This window comes from Pontibacter chitinilyticus (assembly GCF_039748935.1).
Taxonomy (GTDB): Bacteria; Bacteroidota; Bacteroidia; order Cytophagales; family Hymenobacteraceae; genus Pontibacter; species Pontibacter chitinilyticus.
In genome coordinates, this window is sequence record NZ_JBDIZJ010000002.1 from 451,564 (window position 1) to 471,064 (window position 19,501).

Here is a 19,501-nt window from a genome sequence, read left to right on the forward strand (position 1 = left end):
TACTTTCTAAATTTAACTTTTTACTTTTCTAACTCCCCGTGTCCACCTACACCAACTACCTGCTGCAGTCAGAGCCGAACAAGTTTAGCCTGGATAACCTGAAGGCGGGTGAGATGATCGTGAACATGGGGCCGCAGCACCCCAGCACCCATGGCGTGCTGCGCCTGGAGGTGGTCACCGATGGCGAGATCATTCAGGAGGTAGTGCCGCACATTGGTTACCTGCACCGCTGCTTTGAAAAGCATGCCGAGAACATGGCCTATAACCAGACCATTCCCTACGTAGATCGCATGGACTACCTGGCCGCCATGAACTCGGAGCATGTATGGTGCATGGGCGTGGAGAAACTGCTGGGCATTACGGACCAGATTCCGAAGCGGGTGGAGTACATCCGGGTGCTGGTAACGGAGCTCAACCGCATCGCCTCACACTTTGTCGCCATCGGCACCTATGCCATCGATATTGGTGCTTTTACGCCGTTTCTGTGGCTGCTGCGCGACCGCGAGCACATCCAGCGCCTGCTGGAGTGGGTGTGCGGCGCGCGCATGCTCTACAACTACATCTGGGTGGGCGGTTTATACTATGATCTGCCCATTGGCTTTGAAGAGCGCTGCCGCGAGTTTATCAGTTACCTGCTGCCTAAGCTTGATGAGTTGGACACCATTCTGCTCAGCAACAAGATCTTTATCGACCGCACTGCCAACGTAGGCGTACTGCCGCTGGATGTGGCCATCAACTACGCCTGCTCCGGCCCCATGCTGCGCGGCTCCGGGCTGAAGTATGATCTGCGCCGCATCGATGGCTACAGCGTGTACCCGGAGCTGGACTTTGACGTGCCCATCGGGCAGGGGCTGGCCGGCACCACCGGCGACTGCTGGGACCGCAACTATGTGCGGGCGCTGGAGTGCCGCCAATCGGTGAAGCTGATCCAGCAGTGTCTCGACCGCCTCACCACCGACTACAAACGCACACCCGACTTTGACCCGCAGGCCGCCTGCCCCAAAAAGATGCGTATGACGGGCACACAGGAATTATACTTTCGGGGCGAAACACCACGCGGCGAGCTGGGCTACTACTTTCGCACCACCGACCGCAGCGATGTACCTTTCCGTGTCAAAGGCCGGGCGCCGAGCTTCGTCAACCTGTCGGTGCTGCCCGAAATTAGCCGCGGCTGTATGATAGCGGATATGATTGCCATTGTAGGCTCCGTAGATATTGTGCTGGGTGAAGTAGACCGCTGAGAGCTACTGCCCCACCGTTACAGAGCAAAATGGCACCACCAGTTGCCGGGCATGCCGCTGCGTTTTGTTGAGATGTTATAAAACCTAAGTATAAGTGGCTTCGTTCCCATTTATACTTGTTAATATTTTGATAACATCTCACAAATAACAACCTTGAAACGACAGAACCTGATACTTGTCCAACTGCTGTGGCTTAGCATCTGGCTGGCCCCTGCCCCTGTGCAGGCACAGGTACAGCAGAATACCGCCGCTGATACAGCCAGTGTTATACCTGCCGACTCGGTGCTGCCCGGGCAAAAGCACCCTTTTACAGATGCGCAACGCCTGGAAGGAAGCGACGGCCATTTCTTGAAAAGAGCCGTAATACCCGCTGCGGCTTTAGTAGCAGCCGGGCTCTACACCATCCATGGGCATGGTATCATCAGCAGCTTCGATGCCCGCGACCTACGCAACAGGAAGTATGCAAACTTCAGCACCAAGATTGATAATTACCTGTTCTTTACCCCGATGGTCGGGCTGTTTGCATTTGACCTGCTATCTTCCCAAAACCGCCACGACCTGGGGCGGCAGGCGGCCCTGCTGGCTGCTTCCGGCGTACTGACCACCCTCATCGTATTCCCAACCAAAGAGATCACCAATGTAGACCGGCCCAACGGGGATCCTACAGCTTTTCCGTCGGGGCACACGGCTTTTGCCTTTACCGTAGCGACAATGGTAGATAAAGAATTCCGGCATAAGAGCCCCTGGATCAGCATTGGCAGCTATACAGTGGCCAGTGCCACCGGCGTGATGCGCATCCTGAACAACAAACACTGGCTGGCCGATGTGTTGGCAGGTGCGGGTGTGGGCATCCTGTCGGTGAACACGGTTTACTGGCTGAACGCGAAGATGGCGCTCAAGAAACAAGGCTACAATACGGCCGTTTTACCTACTGTTCTACCCACCGGGCAACCCGGAATGGCCATACTAGTGCAGTTTTAGGCAGCGGCACTACAGTATAAAGTATAAGAAAGGCGCTGGCTCCCGAGGTTGAGTTAGCGCCTTTTATTTATCTTTACCAGATGTCTTTACAACGCCTCCTGCTGTTCCTGTCCTTTTGCCTGCTCACCATGGCCGCTGCCGCGCAGGGGCACATTTTGCAGGGCACTGTGCGCGATGCCCGCACCCACGAAAAGCTGGCGTTTGTAAGTATTGTGGCCAACAGCGGCGAAACAGGTACCACCACCAACCTCGATGGCGAGTACCGGCTCCGGCACCGAAAGCCGGTTACCAGCCTGCGTTTTAGCTATGTCGGGTATGAGACGCAGGTACTTTACCCTGACTCGGCAGCTACCCTCGACGTATACCTGCAACCGGCGCTGGCGCAGCTGCAGGAAGTGATCGTACGGGGCTCTGCCGAAAACCCGGCGCACCGTATCATTCGGTTGGCTACTAAAAACCGGGACCGCAACGACATCAAAAACCTGCCCCAATATACTTACCGCACCTACAACAAATTTATACTTACCGCCACCGACGCCCGCCACCTGGATTTGCGCGACACGCTGCAGCTCTCGCCCCAGGATTCGGCCTATCTTAAAATGCATGCCCTGCTGGCGAAGCAGCACCTGTTCCTGTCAGAAAGTATAACCGACTATGCCTTTCTGCAGCCCAACCTGCGCAAAGAAACCATCCGGGCCACCCGCGTATCGGGGCTACAGCAGCCTAGTTTTGGCATTGTAGCCGCCGAAGCCCGCGACTTCTCCGTGTACGACGACATGCCCGTCTTTTTCGGCAAGCGCTACCTTAGTCCGCTGAGCCCCGGCAGTACCCGCAAGTATAACTTCGTGCTGCAGCAAACATCCGTCATCGGGCAGGACACCACCTTTATGATCTCTTTTACGCCGGAAGAGGGGAAGAACTTCGATGGGCTGAAAGGTATCCTCTACATCAACAGCAACGGCTGGGCAGTGCAGAACGTGCTGGCACAATCGGCCACTAACAGCGAGCAGCGCGGCCTGAAGCTACAGCAGCAGTTTGAACAAGTAGGCTCGCAGCAGCAGTGGTTCCCGACGGAGCTGGACGTGGAGATCACCATTCCGCAAATAGAGCTGCGCGGCCACCAGCCCTACGGCCATATCCGTACTTACATCACCAACATCAACCTGCATCCTACTCTCCGGAAATCAGAATTTGGAGTAGTAGCGCTGCAGCAGGCACCTGATGCGGCCAGCCAGCCAGCTGCTTTCTGGGAGCAACAGCGGCCGGACTCCCTTAACCGGCTGGAGCAGCGCACCTACCAGCGCCTGGACAGCGTCGGCAAAGTGGAGCACCTGGACCGCACGCTCCGCACAATAGAGTTCCTGACAACCCGGCAGCTGCCGCTCGGCCCCATCAGCCTGGATCTGAACCGCCTCTTGCGCGTGGGCAACTTTGAAGGGCTTCGGCTGGGAGCTGGCCTGCACACCAACAGCAGGCTGTCAGAACGCTTTGCCGTGGGCGGTTACTGGGGCTATGGCTTCAGAGACGACCAGGCCAAGTATGGCGCCGATGCTTCCGTTATCCTGCACAAGCCGTCGGAGCTGACACTGAAGGCCGTCTATTTTGAGGATCTGCTGGAGCCAGGTGGCCGCCGGTTGCCCTTTCAGCAAGAGGGTTTTCTGCTGAAAGACCTGCGGTGGGCGCTGCTCCCTTACCTGGATTATACCACCCATTACAGCGCCGCTTTCTCTGCCCGGCTGCAACGTTACCTGCAGGTGCAAACAGCGCTTCGTTATGAAGTGCGCCGCCCTACGCTACCTGCCGCACCGGGTAAGTATAACCTCACAGAAGGCGTGGTAAGCCTGCGCTATGCCTATGGCGAGCAGTACATGGAGCAGTTTCACCAACGGATGGCCATGCCGACAGAGTACCCGGTAGTATGGCTGCAGTATACCCGCGGGTTTAACGGGCTGCTGCACGGAGCCTATGGGTATAACAAGTATGAGGGCCGGTTGGAGGCATCGTTTCGCCACCGCACGTTTGGCCAGAGCTACCTGACCTTTGCCGGCGGCTACATTGACGGGCAGCCACCCCTGGTGACGCTCTTTAACGGCTATGGTAGCTACAACCCCGACTACAAAGTATACGCCGGCGAAGGCTTTGAGACCATGCCGCCATTCCGCTTCTTTGCTGACCGCTACGCCGCACTTTTCTGGCAGCAGGACTTTGGCAAGCGCCTGTTTCGCACCAAGCTTTTCCATCCCGATCTGGTAGCGGTGACGAATATTGGCTTTGGCGATCTGAAGCAGCCGCTGGCACCTGAGCAGCCGTACCAAAGCATGCGCAAAGGATATTACGAATCAGGTTTGCTGCTGAACAACCTTCTGCAGTCAGCCTTCTCCGGTATAGGCATAGGCGCCTTTTACCACTACGGCCCTTATGCTGCCAAAGCGCCCAAAAATAATATTGCCCTGAAGCTTACCGCCACCCTGGCGTTTTAAGCCGGTGCTTGTACAGCCAAAGCAATTATGCAGTTGCTTTGGGATGGCGTATAAGCATTGTGGTGCCGTGTCCAACCACCCCTTGCCTCTCAGAGCTATGCCCGCAAGCTTCGAACTCGCGTTCTCCCTTGTCTAAGGAGAGGAGCTCTGTTGTTGCTTTAGCTGGAGCAGGTGCGTTGTAGTCGCTGCTCATCAGGACACTTTCCTTCCACCAAGATCCTTTCCAGATGAGAAATGAGGAGAAGTAGAAGAGAGAGTAAGAAGTTCAGAGTTATACTTGTATAAAGATATTTGTGCTTCATCTCAAGTATAAGCAGCAGTTATGAGAAAGATTCCAGTCCTTGGGTGGAGCGCCTCGAGAGTTTCCGGTGACGAGCTTTTGGGCGAGGCAGCCCGAAGCACGAGGGCAGGAAATGAAAGCAGCGCGATGCCCTTGTTGGGGGCGCCTGCACCCCCAGGACGTGCCCTCGTAGGCTTAGAGCGCACCAAAGCCAAAGATGAAACAGGATAAGCATAAAACTGCGCATCAAACAGAAGCTAGCAAGTATAGCCTGCCTGCTAAAGTATAAACCACAGCTACTAACTACAGCTGGAAGTATAAAAATCGAGCATTAAACAGCAGCTAGTAAGAATAGCCAATTCTGATTGTGAAAAGTAGCTACCAAGTATACCCTCTATCATCCTACAACAACCTCATACCCTAGAAGCAGTATATTTAGGAAACCTCATCAAACACTATGAAACTCCTGACCGCTGCCCAAACCCGACAAGCCGACGCCTATACCATACAAGAAGAAGGGATTACATCTTTAGAGTTGATGGAGCGGGCGGCGAAGGCATTTGCCTGTTGGTTTGAGAACAAGTTTCAACCGGAAGAGGCGTGGATCTTCTGTGGGCCAGGCAATAACGGGGGCGACGGTTTGGCGGTGGCCCGCCTGCTGCTGCAGCACAGATGCCGGGTGCAGGTATACCTGGTAGGTGATCCCAACAAAGCCTCCGACGATTACCAGGCGAACCTGGAGCGGCTACCGGAACAGGTACAGCAGCGGCGGCTGCAATCCAGCCAAGAGCTACCGGAGGTTCCGCCACAGGCCTACGTCATTGATGCGCTTTTTGGCACTGGCCTGAACCGGCCTGTCACTGGCTTTTATGCGCAGGTGATCGAATTGCTGAACGCCAGCGGCGCTTGCATCACTTCCATCGATATGCCTTCGGGCCTTTATACTGACAGCCAGACGCCGCAGGAAGGCGCTATTGTAAAGGCCACGTATACTGTTAGTTTTCAGCTGCCGAAACAGGCGTTCTTTCTGCCGCAGCACGAACAATATGTCGGTACCTGGCAAGTGGTGCAGATCGGCCTGAGTGAACGCTTTATTGCTTCCACCGAAACTAATTTATACTTCACCACACAGCAGGATGTGCAGCAACTGCTGAAGCCTCGCAAAAAGTTTTCGCACAAAGGCTTGTACGGACATGCGTTGCTGCTGGCAGGTGGCTTCGGCAAGATGGGTGCCTGCGTGCTGGCTTCCCGCGCCTGCCTCCGTTCAGGCGTGGGGCTGCTAACGGTGCATGTACCTGCAGCAGGGTACGATATTCTGCAGACTGCCGTACCAGAAGCAATGACACTGGTAGATAAGAACCGCCGGCAGTTCTCTCATCTGCCACCTGATATAGGCAAATATAATGTGATTGGCACTGGGCCGGGCATCGGGACTGAGCGGGTAACCAAAACGGCTATCGGGCAGCTGCTGGCTACCACCAACAGCCAATTGGTGATCGATGCTGACGCCATTAACATCATTGGCAGCAGCGACAAGCTGAAAGCTCAACTGCCGAAGGATAACGTGATCTTTACTCCACACCCCAAAGAGTTTGAGCGATTGGTAGGCAAAAGCAACAACGATTACGACCGTCTCAAAGATATGCTGGAGTTCTGCCGCGAGTATGGCTGTTATGTTGTGCTGAAAGGCAGCAACACCGCAATTGGCACGCCGACAGGAAACATTTACTTTAACACAACAGGCAATGCCGGTATGGCGACCGGCGGCACCGGCGATGTGCTAACAGGGGTGATAACGGCCCTCGTAGCCCAGCAGTATCGCCTGGAAGATGCCTGCCGCCTGGGCGTGTATGTGCACGGACTGGCCGGCGACCTGGCGCTGAAGACGGTTGGCGACATATCTATGACGGCCTCTGACGTAGTAGACCACCTGCCGCAGGCTTTCCTACAGCTACAGCACCTCAGCGAAGCGTCAGGTAGATGAGGCCTGCGTGCAGCAGCATAGCGCCATCTGCCAGCAAGGCGTAGTAAATGCGCGGCTTATGTTCTGATGAAAAGAACACCACCAAAGCTGAACTCAGGCCGCTGGCTACCAGCGCTATTTGCACCGGCCCCGTTTCTGTACTCACAGAGATGATCACGTAGAGCAGCAACAGCACCAGCGAAAGCAACTTGGTATTCCGCACGCCCATGAGGCCCGGAAACGTAAGCGTGTTGGTGCTGCGGTCGTAGGTATAATCGCGGATATCGAAAAGAAGCGCCAAGGCAAGTATAAACAGGAAACGGCGGGCAAACAGGAGCAGGGCCTGGTGCGCCCATACTTGCAGGCCCGTATCCATGAGCGGAAACAGCGCTGTGACCACGGCCCATACATAAGCAATCAGAAATACCTTTAACAAAGGAACGCTCCGCAATGGCCGCACTTTCCGGGACTTGTACCCCACGGGCACGGTGTAGCCAATCGAGATGAGCGCCAGGTGCAACATGAGCCAGCGGTTTATGTGCAGGTCGAAGTAGAAGTACAGGCCTGCGGCGGCGCTTATACTTACCAGCCCCAGCAGGGCCATGCTCTTTTTGTGGCGTTGCGCCCAGGCATCGCTCTGCTTGCTTTTTCGCTGCTGTGGCCGCCTTAGCAGACTTTGTACGCTACTAAGGTTGTAGGTAAAGAGCGTCGCCAGAAACACAAACAGAGCCATTGGCAGCGATACGGGCAGCTTGGCGAGCTTGTACGTTTCTACGGTTAAGCAGAAGCCACAGCATGAAATGAACACGCTGCTGTACAACAGGCTATTGAGCACCTGCTCCGGCAACGTGTGCAGGGGCGGCACGGCACGATGCTTCTCTATCCCGATACTTCTGTTCTGACTCATCTTCTACTTGCAAGTACGCAACAAATTCGCCTTCATTCAACTGTTATCATACTATCTGCATAAAATCAAAAAGCCTGGCACAGGTTTCCCCATACCAGGCTTACAATAAGAGGCTTTTACCTTATATTGCTTTGCTCTTTTTAACGGGCTCTCCGAAAGTCGAATTGTAGAGTTCGATGCTATCGCCGATAATTTTGTAAGCATGCTCACGGCCCAGGAACTGCTCTACAATTACCTCTTTTTGCTCCAGCTTCTTGTAATCTTCAAAAAAGCGGCGCATTTCGAGTAAGGTATGCGGCGGCAGCTCCGAAATATCGTTGATGTGGCGCACCGACATGTCGTTATAAGCTACAGCAATGATCTTGTCGTCTTCTTCGTTGTTGTCGATCATCTGCATTACTCCGATCACTTTCGCCTCAATCAGGCACATGGGCTGCACGTCAATCGAGCAGATCACCAGAATATCCAGCGGGTCTTTATCATCGCAATAAGTCTGGGGGATAAAGCCATAGTTGGCCGGGTAGTGGATGGAGGAAAAAAGTACCCGGTCCAGCTTCAGCATCCCGCTATCTTTATCCAACTCATACTTTGCCTTCGATCCTTTCGGGATTTCTATGATGGCTGTTACCACCTCCGGGGCTCCTGCGCCGAAGCTCACACTATGCCATGGATTGTTGTTCTCCGTATTCTCCATTTTCATCTTTAGTTATACTGCGCCGTCACTGTTTCTTCTTCAGGCACAATTTTTATTTTATGTATTGTTGCAAAGGTTTGCCTATGCTGCCACTTGGCTCCTGAATGTATAACCAGGATGCCACTGTAGGCGCAATGTCCACTGTTTCTGTTTCTACAGAGCTTTCGCCCGCCGGCACCTGCCAGCCGTACCACACCAGGGGCACATGCGTGTCGTAATTGGCATAGGTGCCGTGAGTGGTTCCGGTCGGGTGGGCACTTCCATACCCTTCAAACCAGCCGGGCTGTAGCACCACCACCACATCACCGGAGCGCTGGGCATTATACCCGTTGTCCACGCGGCCCATTATGCCTTCATGCCAGTTGTTTTGCTGCAAGGCAGTAGCGGTAATAGCTCTTTCTACGGCTGGGAAACGCATTACATAGCGGGCGACACGCTCCTGTACTCCTGCCCTGTCGAGCCGCTTGCTATCGATTAAGCTTCTGTTCAGGTATAGCTGCTGGTTAATGTAGCGCTCTACCCAGTTCCCGCTGCCGTATACTTTCGTCAGGTATGCTGCTACTGAATCCTGCACCAGCTTGGAGCTTGCCACGCCGGCTGGTATTTTGTTCTCCTGCAGAAAAGCAGGTACATGCGCAGCACCATGGTCGGCAGTCAGGAAGAAAAGAACGTTTCCTTTGCCAACTTGTTTCTCCGCTGCTGTAATTAGTTCGGCTATCTCTTTATCCAGGCGCAGAAAAACATCTTCGGCTTCTACTGAGTTCGGCCCGAACCGGTGCCCTACATAGTCTGTCGAGGAAAAGCTGACGGCCAGGAAATCAGTAAACTGGCCTTTGCCCAGGTTCTCGCCTTCTAAAGCAGCCAGGGCAAAATCTTTGGTGATGGTGTTGCCTGCCGGCACTGAGCGCAGCAGCTCATAATCTTTCTCCCGAATGCCCGGCAGGTTGTGCGGGAATACCGGCTTTTGCTCGCCCGGGAGTACTCCTTCCCATGGTTCGTCATCCGGTGTGCTCTCGGTATATTGGCCGATCGGCAGCAAGGTATTCCAGGACTGGCTCAGGTATTGGTCAGGCAGTTTGCGACTGTTAAACGCTTTGGCCCAGGTAGGCAGGTCCTGCGCATAAAAAGTGCTGGTGATCCAGTTACCAGAGGGCGAATCAAACCAATAAGCAGCATTGGCCAGGTGGCCGGCCGGAAGAATGGAGCCTCGGTCTTTCAGGGCAACGCCAATTACTTTAGCACCCTTGTTGGTTGCCAGTCGCAGTTCGTCCGTTATAGTGGTGGTCAGCAGGTTAGCAGGTGACATTTGGCCTGCCGTAGAATTACTGCCTACAGTTTTCACGCTGTTATCTTCTACGCAGTAAATGGTTTTACCTGTTGTGCGGTCATACCAGTCGTTGGCAATAATACCATTCAATGCAGGCACACTGCCGGTATAAATAGAGGCATGGCCCGGCCCGGTATAGGTGGGCACATAGTTGTAGTGATTGTTCTTGAAGTTAAAGCCTTGAGTTACCAGCTTCTTAAAACCATCAGCGCCATACTTGTCCCAGTAGCGGAACAGGTAATCGTAGCGCATCTGATCTACCACGATACCTACCACCAGTTTGGGGCGTGGCAAAGCGGCGGCCATCTCCTGCTGCGGCTGCACCGCCGCATTGCTGTTGGTAACAGCGGGAGTTCCGGCACTCACACAGGCACCCAGCGTAAGCAAACAACCGGCTGCCATTTTGGCAAAAATACCTTGTGTCCTCAAAGTAAGTTTCTTCATTTGTCTATCGTATACTTGCTGTAAATATAACAAGCACCCTCCTTGCATGCGCACTAGATCCTTCCAAAGCTGCAGATTTTGCAATTTAGTAATGTAGTATAAGCCTAAAAACGGAAGCAGCGCCCACCGTGCTGATGAGCGCTGCTTCCGTTCGTTATTTTCTTTTACTGAGAAGCCAGAGCCTCGGCACCACCCACAATCTCGAGGATTTCTTTGGTGATCGCTGCCTGACGTGTTCTGTTGTACGTCAGCTTGAGTTGCTTCAGAAGCTCCCCGGCGTTATCGGTGGCTTTATCCATCGCCGTCATGCGGGCTCCTTCTTCAGAAGCTTTGGACTCCAGCACAGCCTTGTATACCTGTATCTTCAGCGACTTCGGGATCAACTCCCGGATGATCTCTTCTTTAGATGGTTCAAAGGTATAATCGGCTATCAGGGCAGCAGAGCCATTGCGCTCCGCCGGCGCTTTCTCTTCTATTGGCAGGAACTGCTCCGTCCGGATGATCTGCGTAGCTACGTTCTTGAACTCATTATACACGATGTCTACCCGGTCGAACTCATTGTTGAGGAACGCGTCCATGGCATGCTCTGCCGCTGCACGCACCGCATCAAACGAGAGGCTTGCAAATGTGTTGGTATAGTCGTTGATGATGTTGTAACCGCCACGCTTACGCAGGGTGTCGTAGCCTTTCTTACCAATGGTCAGGAAGGTGACATTACCTGCGGCGAACTGCCGGCTATACTTGCCTGTGATCAGGGTAGTCACAGCTTTGATGATGTTGGAGTTAAAAGCGCCTGCCAGACCACGATCAGAGGTCACCACAATCAGTAACACCCTGTTGATTTCCCGCTCCTGCGAAAAAGCGTTCGTTACAGCGCCTTCTGTCAGCGTAGACAGATTCGTCAGGATGCCCCCCAGGCGTTGTGCATAAGGACGCATGCGCAGGATGCTGTCCTGTGCCCGACGCAATTTGGCAGCCGACACCATTTTCATGGCTTTGGTGATCTGCTGTGTCGATGATACGGATGTAATGCGGCTTCTAACCTCTTTTAAACTTGCCATATATCCTCTGCTATGCGCTTGTGGTTAAAGGGCTAAGGGGTTTTGTAGCCCTAGCCCTTTACTCCTACTGTTATTATCTTTTATACTTGGCAGAAAGTTCGCGGGCCACACGCTTCAGAACGCCTGTGGTCTCGTCATCCAGTTTGCCGGCCAGCAGCGCATTCAGGGTATCCTGGTGCTGCGCATGCATGGTGCGCTGGAAGTCTTTCTCAAATGTTCGTACTTCATTTACCGGCACATCATCCAGCAGACCGTTTGTAGCGCAGTAGATAATGGCTACCTGCTCTGCTACGGGCACTGGTGAGAACTGCGGCTGCTTCAATATCTCGAGGTTACGACGGCCACGGTCGATGGTCAGTTTAGTAGCAGCATCCAGGTCCGATCCGAACTTGGCAAAAGCTTCGAGTTCGCGGAACTGTGCTTGGTCTAGCTTCAGCGTACCTGCTACCTTCTTCATCGACTTGATCTGTGCGTTACCACCTACGCGCGATACCGAGATACCTACGTTAATGGCCGGACGGATACCCGCGTTGAACAGGTTTGTCTCCAGGAATATCTGCCCGTCCGTGATCGAGATCACGTTGGTTGGGATATAAGCAGAAACGTCACCCGCCTGTGTTTCAATGATTGGAAGAGCCGTTAAAGAGCCGCCACCTTTTACCAAGTGCTTGATAGAGGCTGGCAGGTCGTTCATGTTACGGGCGATTTCGTCCGAAGCATTTACTTTTGCAGCGCGCTCCAACAAGCGGGAGTGCAGATAGAATACGTCTCCTGGGTACGCCTCGCGGCCTGGTGGGCGACGCAGCAGCAGCGATACTTCGCGGTAAGCCACGGCTTGCTTCGACAGGTCATCGTATACGACCAGCGCCGGGCGACCGGTATCGCGGAAGAACTCGCCTATAGCAGCACCTGTAAATGGCGCGTAAAACTGAATTGGAGCCGGATCAGAAGCCGAAGCGGCTACGACAACCGTATAGTCCATGGCACCACCTTCGGTCAGGGCTTTTACCACCTGCGCCACAGTAGATGCTTTCTGGCCTACGGCCACATAGATACAGAACACCGGCTTTCCTTTTTCAAAGAATTCGCGCTGGTTCAGGATCGTGTCAATCGCCACAGCTGATTTACCTGTCTGGCGGTCGCCGATGATCAGTTCCCGTTGGCCACGGCCAATCGGAATCATGGAGTCGATCGCTTTGATACCGGTTTGCATCGGCTCGTTTACCGGCTGACGGAAGATCACACCTGGGGCTTTACGCTCCAGGGGCATCTCGTACAGTTCACCGGCTATTGGTCCTTTGCCATCTATCGGCTGGCCCAGGGTGTTTACCACACGGCCTATGATTCCCTCGCCTACTCTTACAGAGGCGATGCGGTTGGTTCTTCTTACGGTAGCGCCTTCTTTGATCTCGCTGTAGTCGCCCAGCATTACCGCACCCACGTTGTCTTCTTCCAGGTTCAGAACAAGGCCTTGCAGGCCATTCTCAAACTCGATAAGCTCACCGGACTGTGCTTTAGAAAGTCCATAGATACGAGCGACACCGTCACCCACTTGCAGTACAGTACCTACCTCTTCCAGTTCTGCTTCAGAACGGAAGTTCGATAGCTGCTCTCTTAGTATGGCTGATACTTCGTCAGGTCTTACTTCTGCCATGATTATATTTTAGTGATGTATGGGTTGTCTTTAAAATTATTTTTCAGCTTGCGCAAGTTATACTTCACAGAGCTATCAATTTGCTGGTCGCCAACACGCAGTACAAATCCTCCGATCAGCGAAGGGTCTACCTGCTCCTCCAGTTCAATGGTTTTGCCGGTCTGCGCTACCAGACGTAAGCCCAGTTCTTCGCGCAAGGCTGGTGTCAGCGGAACAGCGGAGGTAACTTTGGCTTTCTGGATGCCTTTGTACTCGTTATACTGTTTCTCAAATTCGTCTGCCACAAACTCCAGCAGCGACTCGCGGTTTTTGCGGGCCACAATGTTGAAGAAGGCCAGCGTCATCTCATTTACCTTGCCTTTAAACACCGCATTGATCACCGCCAGCTTTTTATCTGACTTTACAATGGGGTTCTGCAGCAGCAAATGAAAGGCTCTGTTCTGGCCTGCCGTTTTTGAGAACAACTTCATGTCCTCATTTACCTGCTCCAGTACACCTTTCTCCTGCGCCAGCTCAATCAGCGACTTCGCATACCGGGAAGCAACTCTTATATCTGACATAGTGCTTTTATTTTGCGGCACCACCTGTTAAGCAGCGCCGGCGGGTGTAAGCTTTAGTTAAGTGTTACTTCGTTGATATATCCCTGCGCCAGCGCCTGCTGTGCTGCCGGGTTGCTCAATTCTTTCCGCAGGATGCGCTCTGCAATCTCTACCGACAGGTTGGCAGCCATATTCTTTACTTCTGTAATGGCAGCACGCTTCTCATTCTCTATCGCCTCACGCGCATTCGCAATCATGCGGTCTCCTTCTTCGCCAGCCTTTACTTTTGCCATCTCCACCATGTGGTTGCCGGCTTCAGTCGCCTCTTTCAGGATTTTGTCACGCTCTAAACGGGCATCTGCCAGCAGCTTCTCGTTTTCGGCCTTCAGGCCCTGAATCTCCAGTTTGGCTTTCTCAGCAGCACTTAGTGCATCTTCGATGAAGGCTTCACGTGCATGCAGCGCGCTCATGATCGGCTTCCATGCAAACTTTGTGAGCAGGAACAAAACGACCAGGAAGGTGATCGTTTGCCAGAACAATAAACCTATGCCAGGGGTTACTAATTCCATTGTGTATGAATTTGAAAATGAGGGTTGATTTCCTTTTAACTACCTTGGTAACTACGGCGTTGATCTCATCGTCCAGGCCATTCGCCTGGACGTGAGATCAGCAAAAGCCTGGTTAGCCTTTGAAAGAAATTAGCAAGCAAACTACCACACCGAAAAGTGCAACACCTTCGATAAGGGCAGATGCGATAATCATGGCAGTCTGGATCTTACCACCAGCCTCAGGCTGACGAGCGATAGATTCCATGGCAGAGCCACCGATTCTACCAATACCCAAACCAGCGCCAAGGGCCACTAGACCAGCACCGATACCGGCACCCATAATCGCGAAACCCGCACCATCTGATAGAGCTTGAAGCAAAATTGCTAACAACATAATAGTTATATATATAGTTAAAAAATAGGAATTCTAAAAGTATTAATGGCCTCCGTCGCCATATCCCATGTCATCCACATGGTCATGCTCTTCTACTGCACCGCCAAAGTACATTGCCGACAGCAGCGTAAAGATATATGCCTGCAGCAGGGCTACAAACAATTCCAAGAAGTTCATGAATGTCGCAAACGCCACGCTCAGCGGACCCACAGCCAGGCTCTCGAAAATAAAGATCAGGCTGAACAGCGACAGGATAATAATGTGACCTGCCGTAATGTTGGCAAACAATCGGATCATCAGGGAGAATGGCTTGGTAAAAATACCAATCAGTTCTACCGGAATCATGATTGGTGCCAACCACTTCGGCACGCCCGGTGTCGCAAAAATGTGTCCCCAGTAGGTTTTATTACCGCTGAACACCGTAATCAGCAAGGTCATCAGCGCCAGCACCAGTGTCACTGCAATATTACCGGTTAAGTTAGCACCACCCGGCATCAGCCCGAGCAAGTTATTAAACCAGATAAAGAAAAAGATCGTGAGCAGGTATGGCATATAGCGCTCATACTTGGGGCCGATGTTCGCTTTGGCAATATCGTCGCGCACAAACACAATGATCGGCTCAAAGAAAGACTGGATGCCACTTGGCGCTCTGCCTGGATTTTTCTTATAACGGCCGGCAATCACGAAGAAAACAAGCAGCAGCAGCGCCACGCTTATAAACATAGACGCCACGTTTTTGGTGATGGAGAAGTCATACAAGCCGGCGTGATCTTCTGTCGGCTCACCTGCCGCATTTGCCCGGTATACATGGCCATGCTCCAGTACATACCCCTGGTACGGCACTTCTTCGCCATGCTCGTTAAAAAAGTTACGGGAAGAGAACGTATGCAACTGCCCGTGGTCCAGTAAAATAACCGGCAGGTACAGATTCGCACCATGGGCAAATTCCCATTTGTGCTCGTCTGCGATGTGATGCGTGATCATATCGCCTGGCTTAAACGCACCGCCCTCTTCTGCCGGTGATTCGGCTGCATACGCCGATAACGTCAGGAGGGAAAACAGTAAAACGAATAACTTCTTCATTAAGAGAGATTTAGAAACATAGCCACAAAAGCTGTGCTTACACTTAATTCTGCTTTTTCAAATTGGGCCGCAAGTTAGCCAAAATGCTGTAAATTTCAAACCCAGTAAACAGAAAATATAAGACAAAGAAGTTCAGGACAAACTGTAATTCATTCTCCGAGAACAAGTACACATAGATGAACACTACGCCAATGCTCAGCATCATCCGAAAGCCCATAGAGCCGAAATAATATAGCTGAAAATTATCGTTGTCGTAGCTGATGCCGAGGCGTGTAATATAGAAGGTGCCGGCAGTGATAAAAATGAAGAACGCCAGCACATACCATACATACGGATGCACCAGCGCATCGCCCGTAAAATAAGCCAGGGCACCGATCACAAGTCCTACGATGCCGGAAAAAATTAACAGGTTCCGAAAGAAATTCACAGTTGCTACTTTTTATTAAGTGAGACAATAACCAAAACCATGGATGCCACGACCGCCAGCACCAGCAGCACAATTGTACACCACGGGTGCTGAGTGTGGAAGTATGCATCCAGCTTCATGCCGCCGAATGCCGCCAGCACCATGGCCCCAATCATTTGAAAGGCCAAGCCCGAGTACCGCAGGTAAGGCTTTACATCATCCTGCCGCGAAGGCTTCGGCTTTTTGTCTGGTGTGTTCTCCATGTTTCTCAGCTATTTGCAAAATTACGCCTTTTTACGCGCTTCTCCGCAAGCTGCCACAACATTTCAGCTTATCCTGTTGCCCGGGCTGCGGCTGAAACCAAATTGCGATTTAGATAGTTCATTAGCTGCCCGGCAGGCGGCGGCTTGCGTATCGGCATATTATTGTATTTTTGTAGAAGAGGAGACCCGCATTTTCGGCGATACTGGCACTGTGGCCTCTCCAAAGCTGTAAGCCATACTTTTATACATTGCACAAGCGTTTATACCTTTATATTATAGTGCTACCATTCCCTGTACTGACTACTTTGAACAAGCGACCGCTGCATATACTTCTGGTGCTCACAGCCCTGCTGCTGGTGTCCTGCTCTACAGAGCGCCACAACCCTTTGAGCAAGGCTTACCACAACACCACTGCCCGCTACAATGGCTATTTTCTGGCGAAGGAGAAAATGCGGGCTGTGCAGGAAGGCCTGCAGCAGCAAACGCAGTACGACTACAGCCAGGTACTGCCTATCTATCCCCCCATCGACTCCACGACCGCAAAAGCAATGGCTGCCGACCTGGAAGATGTGATAAAGAAAGCCTCATTCCCGATTCAGTGGCACCAGAACAGCAAGTGGATAGACGACTGCTACATTCTGATAGGCCAGGCGCAGTATTATCAACTCAACTTTGCCGAAGCAGCCAAAACATTCAAGTACGCGAACTCCAACAGCAACGACAAGGCGGCCAAACATGCGGCATTGGTATGGCTGATGCGCTCTTTGATGCAGATGGAAATGATGGATGACGCACAGGCGGTGTCGGAGTATCTGCGCAAGGAACGCCTGAACAGGAGCAATGCGCGGGAGCTATACCTGGCACGTGCCCAATACAACCGCTTGCAGGGCGATACTGCTGCCGTCATAGAGAACCTGGCACTTTCGCTGCCCAACTTTGAGGAGAAAGACGCCCTGGCACGTACCCGTTTTACACTGGCGCAGCTGTATCAGCTTACCGGCCAGAACAAGGAAGCCTTTAAGCAATACAGCAAAGTGTTGCGCAAAAATCCGCCATACGATCTGGGGTTTTTCAGCCGACTGAACCTGGGGCAGGTAACGGAACTGAGCGACACCCAGGACCTGGAGCGCATTGCAGGCTATTATAAAAAGCTGCTAAAGGACGATAAGAACAAGGAATACCGCGATAAAATCTACTACGAGATGGCGCAGTTTGAACTGCGGCAACAGCATTACGACAAAGCACTGGAAGACCTGGAGCTGTCGCTGAAAACACCCGGCGCGCTGCCAAACCAGAAAGCCTATAGCTATGTGGCAGCAGGCGAGATCTATTTTGAGAACCTGAACAAGTATAACCTGGCCGAAGCGTATTACGATAGCGCCGTGCAGGTATACCCGGCTAATGCCCTGAACCGTGAGGCCGTGGCCGAGCGCCGTGATGTGCTGGCCGATTTTGTAAAGCAGTATAATACGATACAGCTGCAGGACAGTCTGCAGCACCTGGCGCACATGAGCGAGGGCGACCGGATGGCCTTTCTGCAGCAGCTTGTGCAACGCCAGCAGGAGGAGCAACAGCGGAAACTGGAACTGCAGCAGGAGCAACAGAAAATTGCCGCCACCCAGCCTACACGCAACAGCAGCCGCAGCAACAAGAATGGCAGCGCTTTCCCAACAGAGAACACGAGTGCTAATGGCGTCTGGTACTTTGATAACCCTGCTGCCCTTGCCTCGGCACGCTCGGAGTTTACGCGCCGCTGGGGCAACCGGCCCTTGCAGGATTTCTGGCGTATCCGCAGCCGTGGCGAAGCGGGTGAGCAGCCACAGCAGCCCATAGCAGCGGCACCTACCGACACTGCAGCATTGGCAGGACCCCAGCAATCGGCCGAAGAGCGGGCCAGCAGCCAGGTACAGGAATACCTGCAACAGATTCCGCTTACGACAGCAGCCCTGCAGCGCTCAGAGAAAGAGGTAGAAGAGGCACTGTTTAACCTCGCCAACATCTACGCACAAAAGCTACAGGACCCAGCCAGTGCCACCAAAACATACCTGGAGCTATTGCAGCGTTTTCCGCATACAGAGCATGCGCCGGAAGCCTACTATAGTTTATACTTGCTTTATGAAAAGGCAGGCGATAAAGCCCAGCAGCAGGCCTACTACAATCGCATCAAGCAGGAGTTCCCGAATACAACGTATGCGCACCTGGTGGATGATGCCGACTTTATGAGCAAGAACGCTGCCGATAACCTGAAAGCGCATACATTGTATGACTCTGCCTATTCCTACTATGAGGCGCAGGAGTATAAGTTATCGGCCAAGGTGCTGGACAAAGCCGTAAGCCAGTATCCGCTGAACGATATTCAGGATAAGATCGCATTTCTGGAGGCGTTGATTACAGCCCGCACCAAAGCACCACAGGCACTCCGCGACCAACTGCAGCGCTTTAAAGCCAGTTATCCTGCCAGTCCGCTGCAGCCGCAAGCCGCTGCCCTGCTGGCCACGTATTCAGAGTTGGAGCAAAAGAACCAGCTCCGCAAGGAAGCACCCGCCGCTGCGCCCAAACCTATACCCGGCAAAACTACTACCCGCCTGACGCCGGAGCAGCAAGTGAACTCAGCCATGGCTTCGGCAGCACCTGTTTCCAGCAGCGCCCCGCCAAAGCAACCTGTAACACCTCCTGCTACCTCCGGGCAAACGCCCCCCGCAGCGCCGGCACCAACAGTATCCACACCGGAGCCTGCCGGCAAAACTACTCCGGAGAAAACAGAACAGCAGCAGCCTGCCTCTACAACACCTCCTCCAGCAGCCACTACCGTAAGCACCACAGATTCCGCTGCTACAGTTGCAAATCCGGCAGCGGCAGCAAAAGACCCGCTGGCATATGAGGCAGCGGAAGATTCGGCGTATTATTTTGTGCTGGTCTACCCAAAAGATGCGGTCGCTTTTAAAGGCATCGACGCCAAGTATGCCAAGTATAACAGCACCTACTACCGTAACCAAAACCTGCAGGCCGACTCGCTTGCCCTGCCGGATGGTAAAGCGGTGCTCGTGCTGCGTTCGTTCAAAGATCCCAGGTTGGCGCTGTCCTACAACGTTAAACAAAAAGCGCCGCAAGCACCGGTTGGTAGAATACGAGGCGTAGAATTTGCTACCTTTGTCATCACGTCTGCCAACTTCCAGAAATTTCTGCAGAAGCACGATCTGGAAACGTACCTGACGTTCTTCAAAAACAACTATTAA

17 protein-coding genes are annotated in these 19,501 nt (G+C 52.9%); 6 read left to right on the forward strand and 11 right to left on the reverse strand.

Annotation, left to right across the window (positions count from 1 at the left end; all coding sequences use genetic code 11):
* The first annotated feature begins 38 nt into the window (after positions 1–38).
* From ABDW72_RS05505 to ABDW72_RS05525, 5 genes are all read left to right on the forward strand, one after another.
* Positions 39–1,241 carry an NADH-quinone oxidoreductase subunit D gene (locus tag ABDW72_RS05505; protein WP_347157458.1) on the forward strand — a complete coding sequence of 401 codons (1,203 nt, stop codon included), beginning with the start codon at positions 39–41 and terminating at the stop codon, positions 1,239–1,241.
* A gap of 153 nt (positions 1,242–1,394) precedes the next feature.
* The gene (locus ABDW72_RS05510; RefSeq protein WP_347157459.1) at positions 1,395–2,222 is read left to right on the forward strand and encodes a phosphatase PAP2 family protein; all 828 of its coding nucleotides are present in this window, start codon (positions 1,395–1,397) and stop codon (positions 2,220–2,222) included.
* Positions 2,223–2,302: 80 nt separating this feature from the next.
* A complete protein-coding gene (locus ABDW72_RS05515) occupies positions 2,303–4,702 on the forward strand; it encodes a DUF5686 and carboxypeptidase-like regulatory domain-containing protein (RefSeq protein ID WP_347157460.1) in 2,400 nt (799 codons plus the stop codon).
* 322 nt (positions 4,703–5,024) lie between these two features.
* On the forward strand, positions 5,025–5,213 hold the full coding sequence (locus ABDW72_RS05520; protein ID WP_347157461.1) for a hypothetical protein: 189 nt from the start codon (positions 5,025–5,027) through the stop codon (positions 5,211–5,213).
* A gap of 226 nt (positions 5,214–5,439) precedes the next feature.
* Positions 5,440–6,966: an NAD(P)H-hydrate dehydratase gene (locus ABDW72_RS05525; protein WP_347157462.1), complete on the forward strand. Its 1,527-nt coding sequence runs from the start codon at positions 5,440–5,442 to the stop codon at positions 6,964–6,966.
* Here ABDW72_RS05525 and ABDW72_RS05530 read toward each other — a convergent pair.
* From ABDW72_RS05530 to ABDW72_RS05580, 11 genes are all read right to left on the reverse strand, one after another.
* Entirely contained in the window at positions 6,944–7,852 is a 909-nt protein-coding gene (locus tag ABDW72_RS05530) for a UbiA prenyltransferase family protein (RefSeq protein ID WP_347157463.1), read from the reverse strand. The two genes, ABDW72_RS05525 and ABDW72_RS05530, sit on opposite strands and share 23 nt — an antisense overlap.
* Before the next feature lie 121 nt (positions 7,853–7,973).
* Complete coding sequence (locus tag ABDW72_RS05535; protein WP_347157464.1) at positions 7,974–8,552, reverse strand: inorganic diphosphatase; 579 nt, start codon at positions 8,550–8,552, stop codon at positions 7,974–7,976.
* 46 nt (positions 8,553–8,598) lie between these two features.
* A complete protein-coding gene (pafA, locus tag ABDW72_RS05540; protein WP_347157465.1) occupies positions 8,599–10,317 on the reverse strand; it encodes an alkaline phosphatase PafA in 1,719 nt (572 codons plus the stop codon).
* 164 nt (positions 10,318–10,481) lie between these two features.
* Entirely contained in the window at positions 10,482–11,378 is an 897-nt protein-coding gene (atpG, locus tag ABDW72_RS05545) for an ATP synthase F1 subunit gamma (protein ID WP_347157466.1), read from the reverse strand.
* 73 nt (positions 11,379–11,451) lie between these two features.
* Positions 11,452–13,032, reverse strand: coding sequence for a F0F1 ATP synthase subunit alpha (gene atpA, locus ABDW72_RS05550; RefSeq protein ID WP_347157467.1), 1,581 nt, complete (start codon positions 13,030–13,032; stop codon positions 11,452–11,454).
* 2 nt (positions 13,033–13,034) lie between these two features.
* On the reverse strand, positions 13,035–13,592 hold the full coding sequence (atpH, locus tag ABDW72_RS05555) for an ATP synthase F1 subunit delta (protein WP_347157468.1): 558 nt from the start codon (positions 13,590–13,592) through the stop codon (positions 13,035–13,037).
* Positions 13,593–13,645: 53 nt separating this feature from the next.
* Positions 13,646–14,140: a F0F1 ATP synthase subunit B gene (locus tag ABDW72_RS05560; RefSeq protein ID WP_347157469.1), complete on the reverse strand. Its 495-nt coding sequence runs from the start codon at positions 14,138–14,140 to the stop codon at positions 13,646–13,648.
* A gap of 112 nt (positions 14,141–14,252) precedes the next feature.
* A complete protein-coding gene (gene atpE, locus ABDW72_RS05565) occupies positions 14,253–14,513 on the reverse strand; it encodes an ATP synthase F0 subunit C (protein WP_196266854.1) in 261 nt (86 codons plus the stop codon).
* 42 nt (positions 14,514–14,555) lie between these two features.
* Positions 14,556–15,596: a F0F1 ATP synthase subunit A gene (gene atpB / locus ABDW72_RS05570; protein ID WP_347157470.1), complete on the reverse strand. Its 1,041-nt coding sequence runs from the start codon at positions 15,594–15,596 to the stop codon at positions 14,556–14,558.
* A 43-nt stretch (positions 15,597–15,639) separates the two neighbouring features.
* A complete protein-coding gene (locus ABDW72_RS05575) occupies positions 15,640–16,023 on the reverse strand; it encodes a hypothetical protein (protein ID WP_347157471.1) in 384 nt (127 codons plus the stop codon).
* A 5-nt stretch (positions 16,024–16,028) separates the two neighbouring features.
* Entirely contained in the window at positions 16,029–16,265 is a 237-nt protein-coding gene (locus ABDW72_RS05580) for an AtpZ/AtpI family protein (RefSeq protein ID WP_347157472.1), read from the reverse strand.
* A gap of 305 nt (positions 16,266–16,570) precedes the next feature.
* Here ABDW72_RS05580 and porW point away from each other — a divergent pair, with 305 nt between their 5' ends.
* Complete coding sequence (porW, locus tag ABDW72_RS05585) at positions 16,571–19,501, forward strand: type IX secretion system periplasmic lipoprotein PorW/SprE (RefSeq protein ID WP_347157473.1); 2,931 nt, start codon at positions 16,571–16,573, stop codon at positions 19,499–19,501.

What these genes read in the sequence shown, in the direction of transcription:
- ABDW72_RS05515 (WP_347157460.1), top strand. Translation starts at nt 2,303, where the DNA reads ATGTCTTTACAACGCCTCCTGCTGTTCCTGTCCTTTTGCCTGCTCACC.
- ABDW72_RS05520 (WP_347157461.1), top strand. Translation starts at nt 5,025, where the DNA reads ATGAGAAAGATTCCAGTCCTTGGGTGGAGCGCCTCGAGAGTTTCCGGT.
- ABDW72_RS05525 (WP_347157462.1), top strand. Translation starts at nt 5,440, where the DNA reads ATGAAACTCCTGACCGCTGCCCAAACCCGACAAGCCGACGCCTATACC.
- ABDW72_RS05530 (WP_347157463.1), bottom strand. Translation starts at nt 7,852, where the DNA reads ATGAGTCAGAACAGAAGTATCGGGATAGAGAAGCATCGTGCCGTGCCG.
- ABDW72_RS05535 (WP_347157464.1), bottom strand. Translation starts at nt 8,552, where the DNA reads ATGAAAATGGAGAATACGGAGAACAACAATCCATGGCATAGTGTGAGC.
- pafA (WP_347157465.1), bottom strand. Translation starts at nt 10,317, where the DNA reads ATGAAGAAACTTACTTTGAGGACACAAGGTATTTTTGCCAAAATGGCA.
- atpG (WP_347157466.1), bottom strand. Translation starts at nt 11,378, where the DNA reads ATGGCAAGTTTAAAAGAGGTTAGAAGCCGCATTACATCCGTATCATCG.
- atpA (WP_347157467.1), bottom strand. Translation starts at nt 13,032, where the DNA reads ATGGCAGAAGTAAGACCTGACGAAGTATCAGCCATACTAAGAGAGCAG.
- atpH (WP_347157468.1), bottom strand. Translation starts at nt 13,592, where the DNA reads ATGTCAGATATAAGAGTTGCTTCCCGGTATGCGAAGTCGCTGATTGAG.
- ABDW72_RS05560 (WP_347157469.1), bottom strand. Translation starts at nt 14,140, where the DNA reads ATGGAATTAGTAACCCCTGGCATAGGTTTATTGTTCTGGCAAACGATC.
- atpE (WP_196266854.1), bottom strand. Translation starts at nt 14,513, where the DNA reads ATGTTGTTAGCAATTTTGCTTCAAGCTCTATCAGATGGTGCGGGTTTC.
- atpB (WP_347157470.1), bottom strand. Translation starts at nt 15,596, where the DNA reads ATGAAGAAGTTATTCGTTTTACTGTTTTCCCTCCTGACGTTATCGGCG.
- ABDW72_RS05580 (WP_347157472.1), bottom strand. Translation starts at nt 16,265, where the DNA reads ATGGAGAACACACCAGACAAAAAGCCGAAGCCTTCGCGGCAGGATGAT.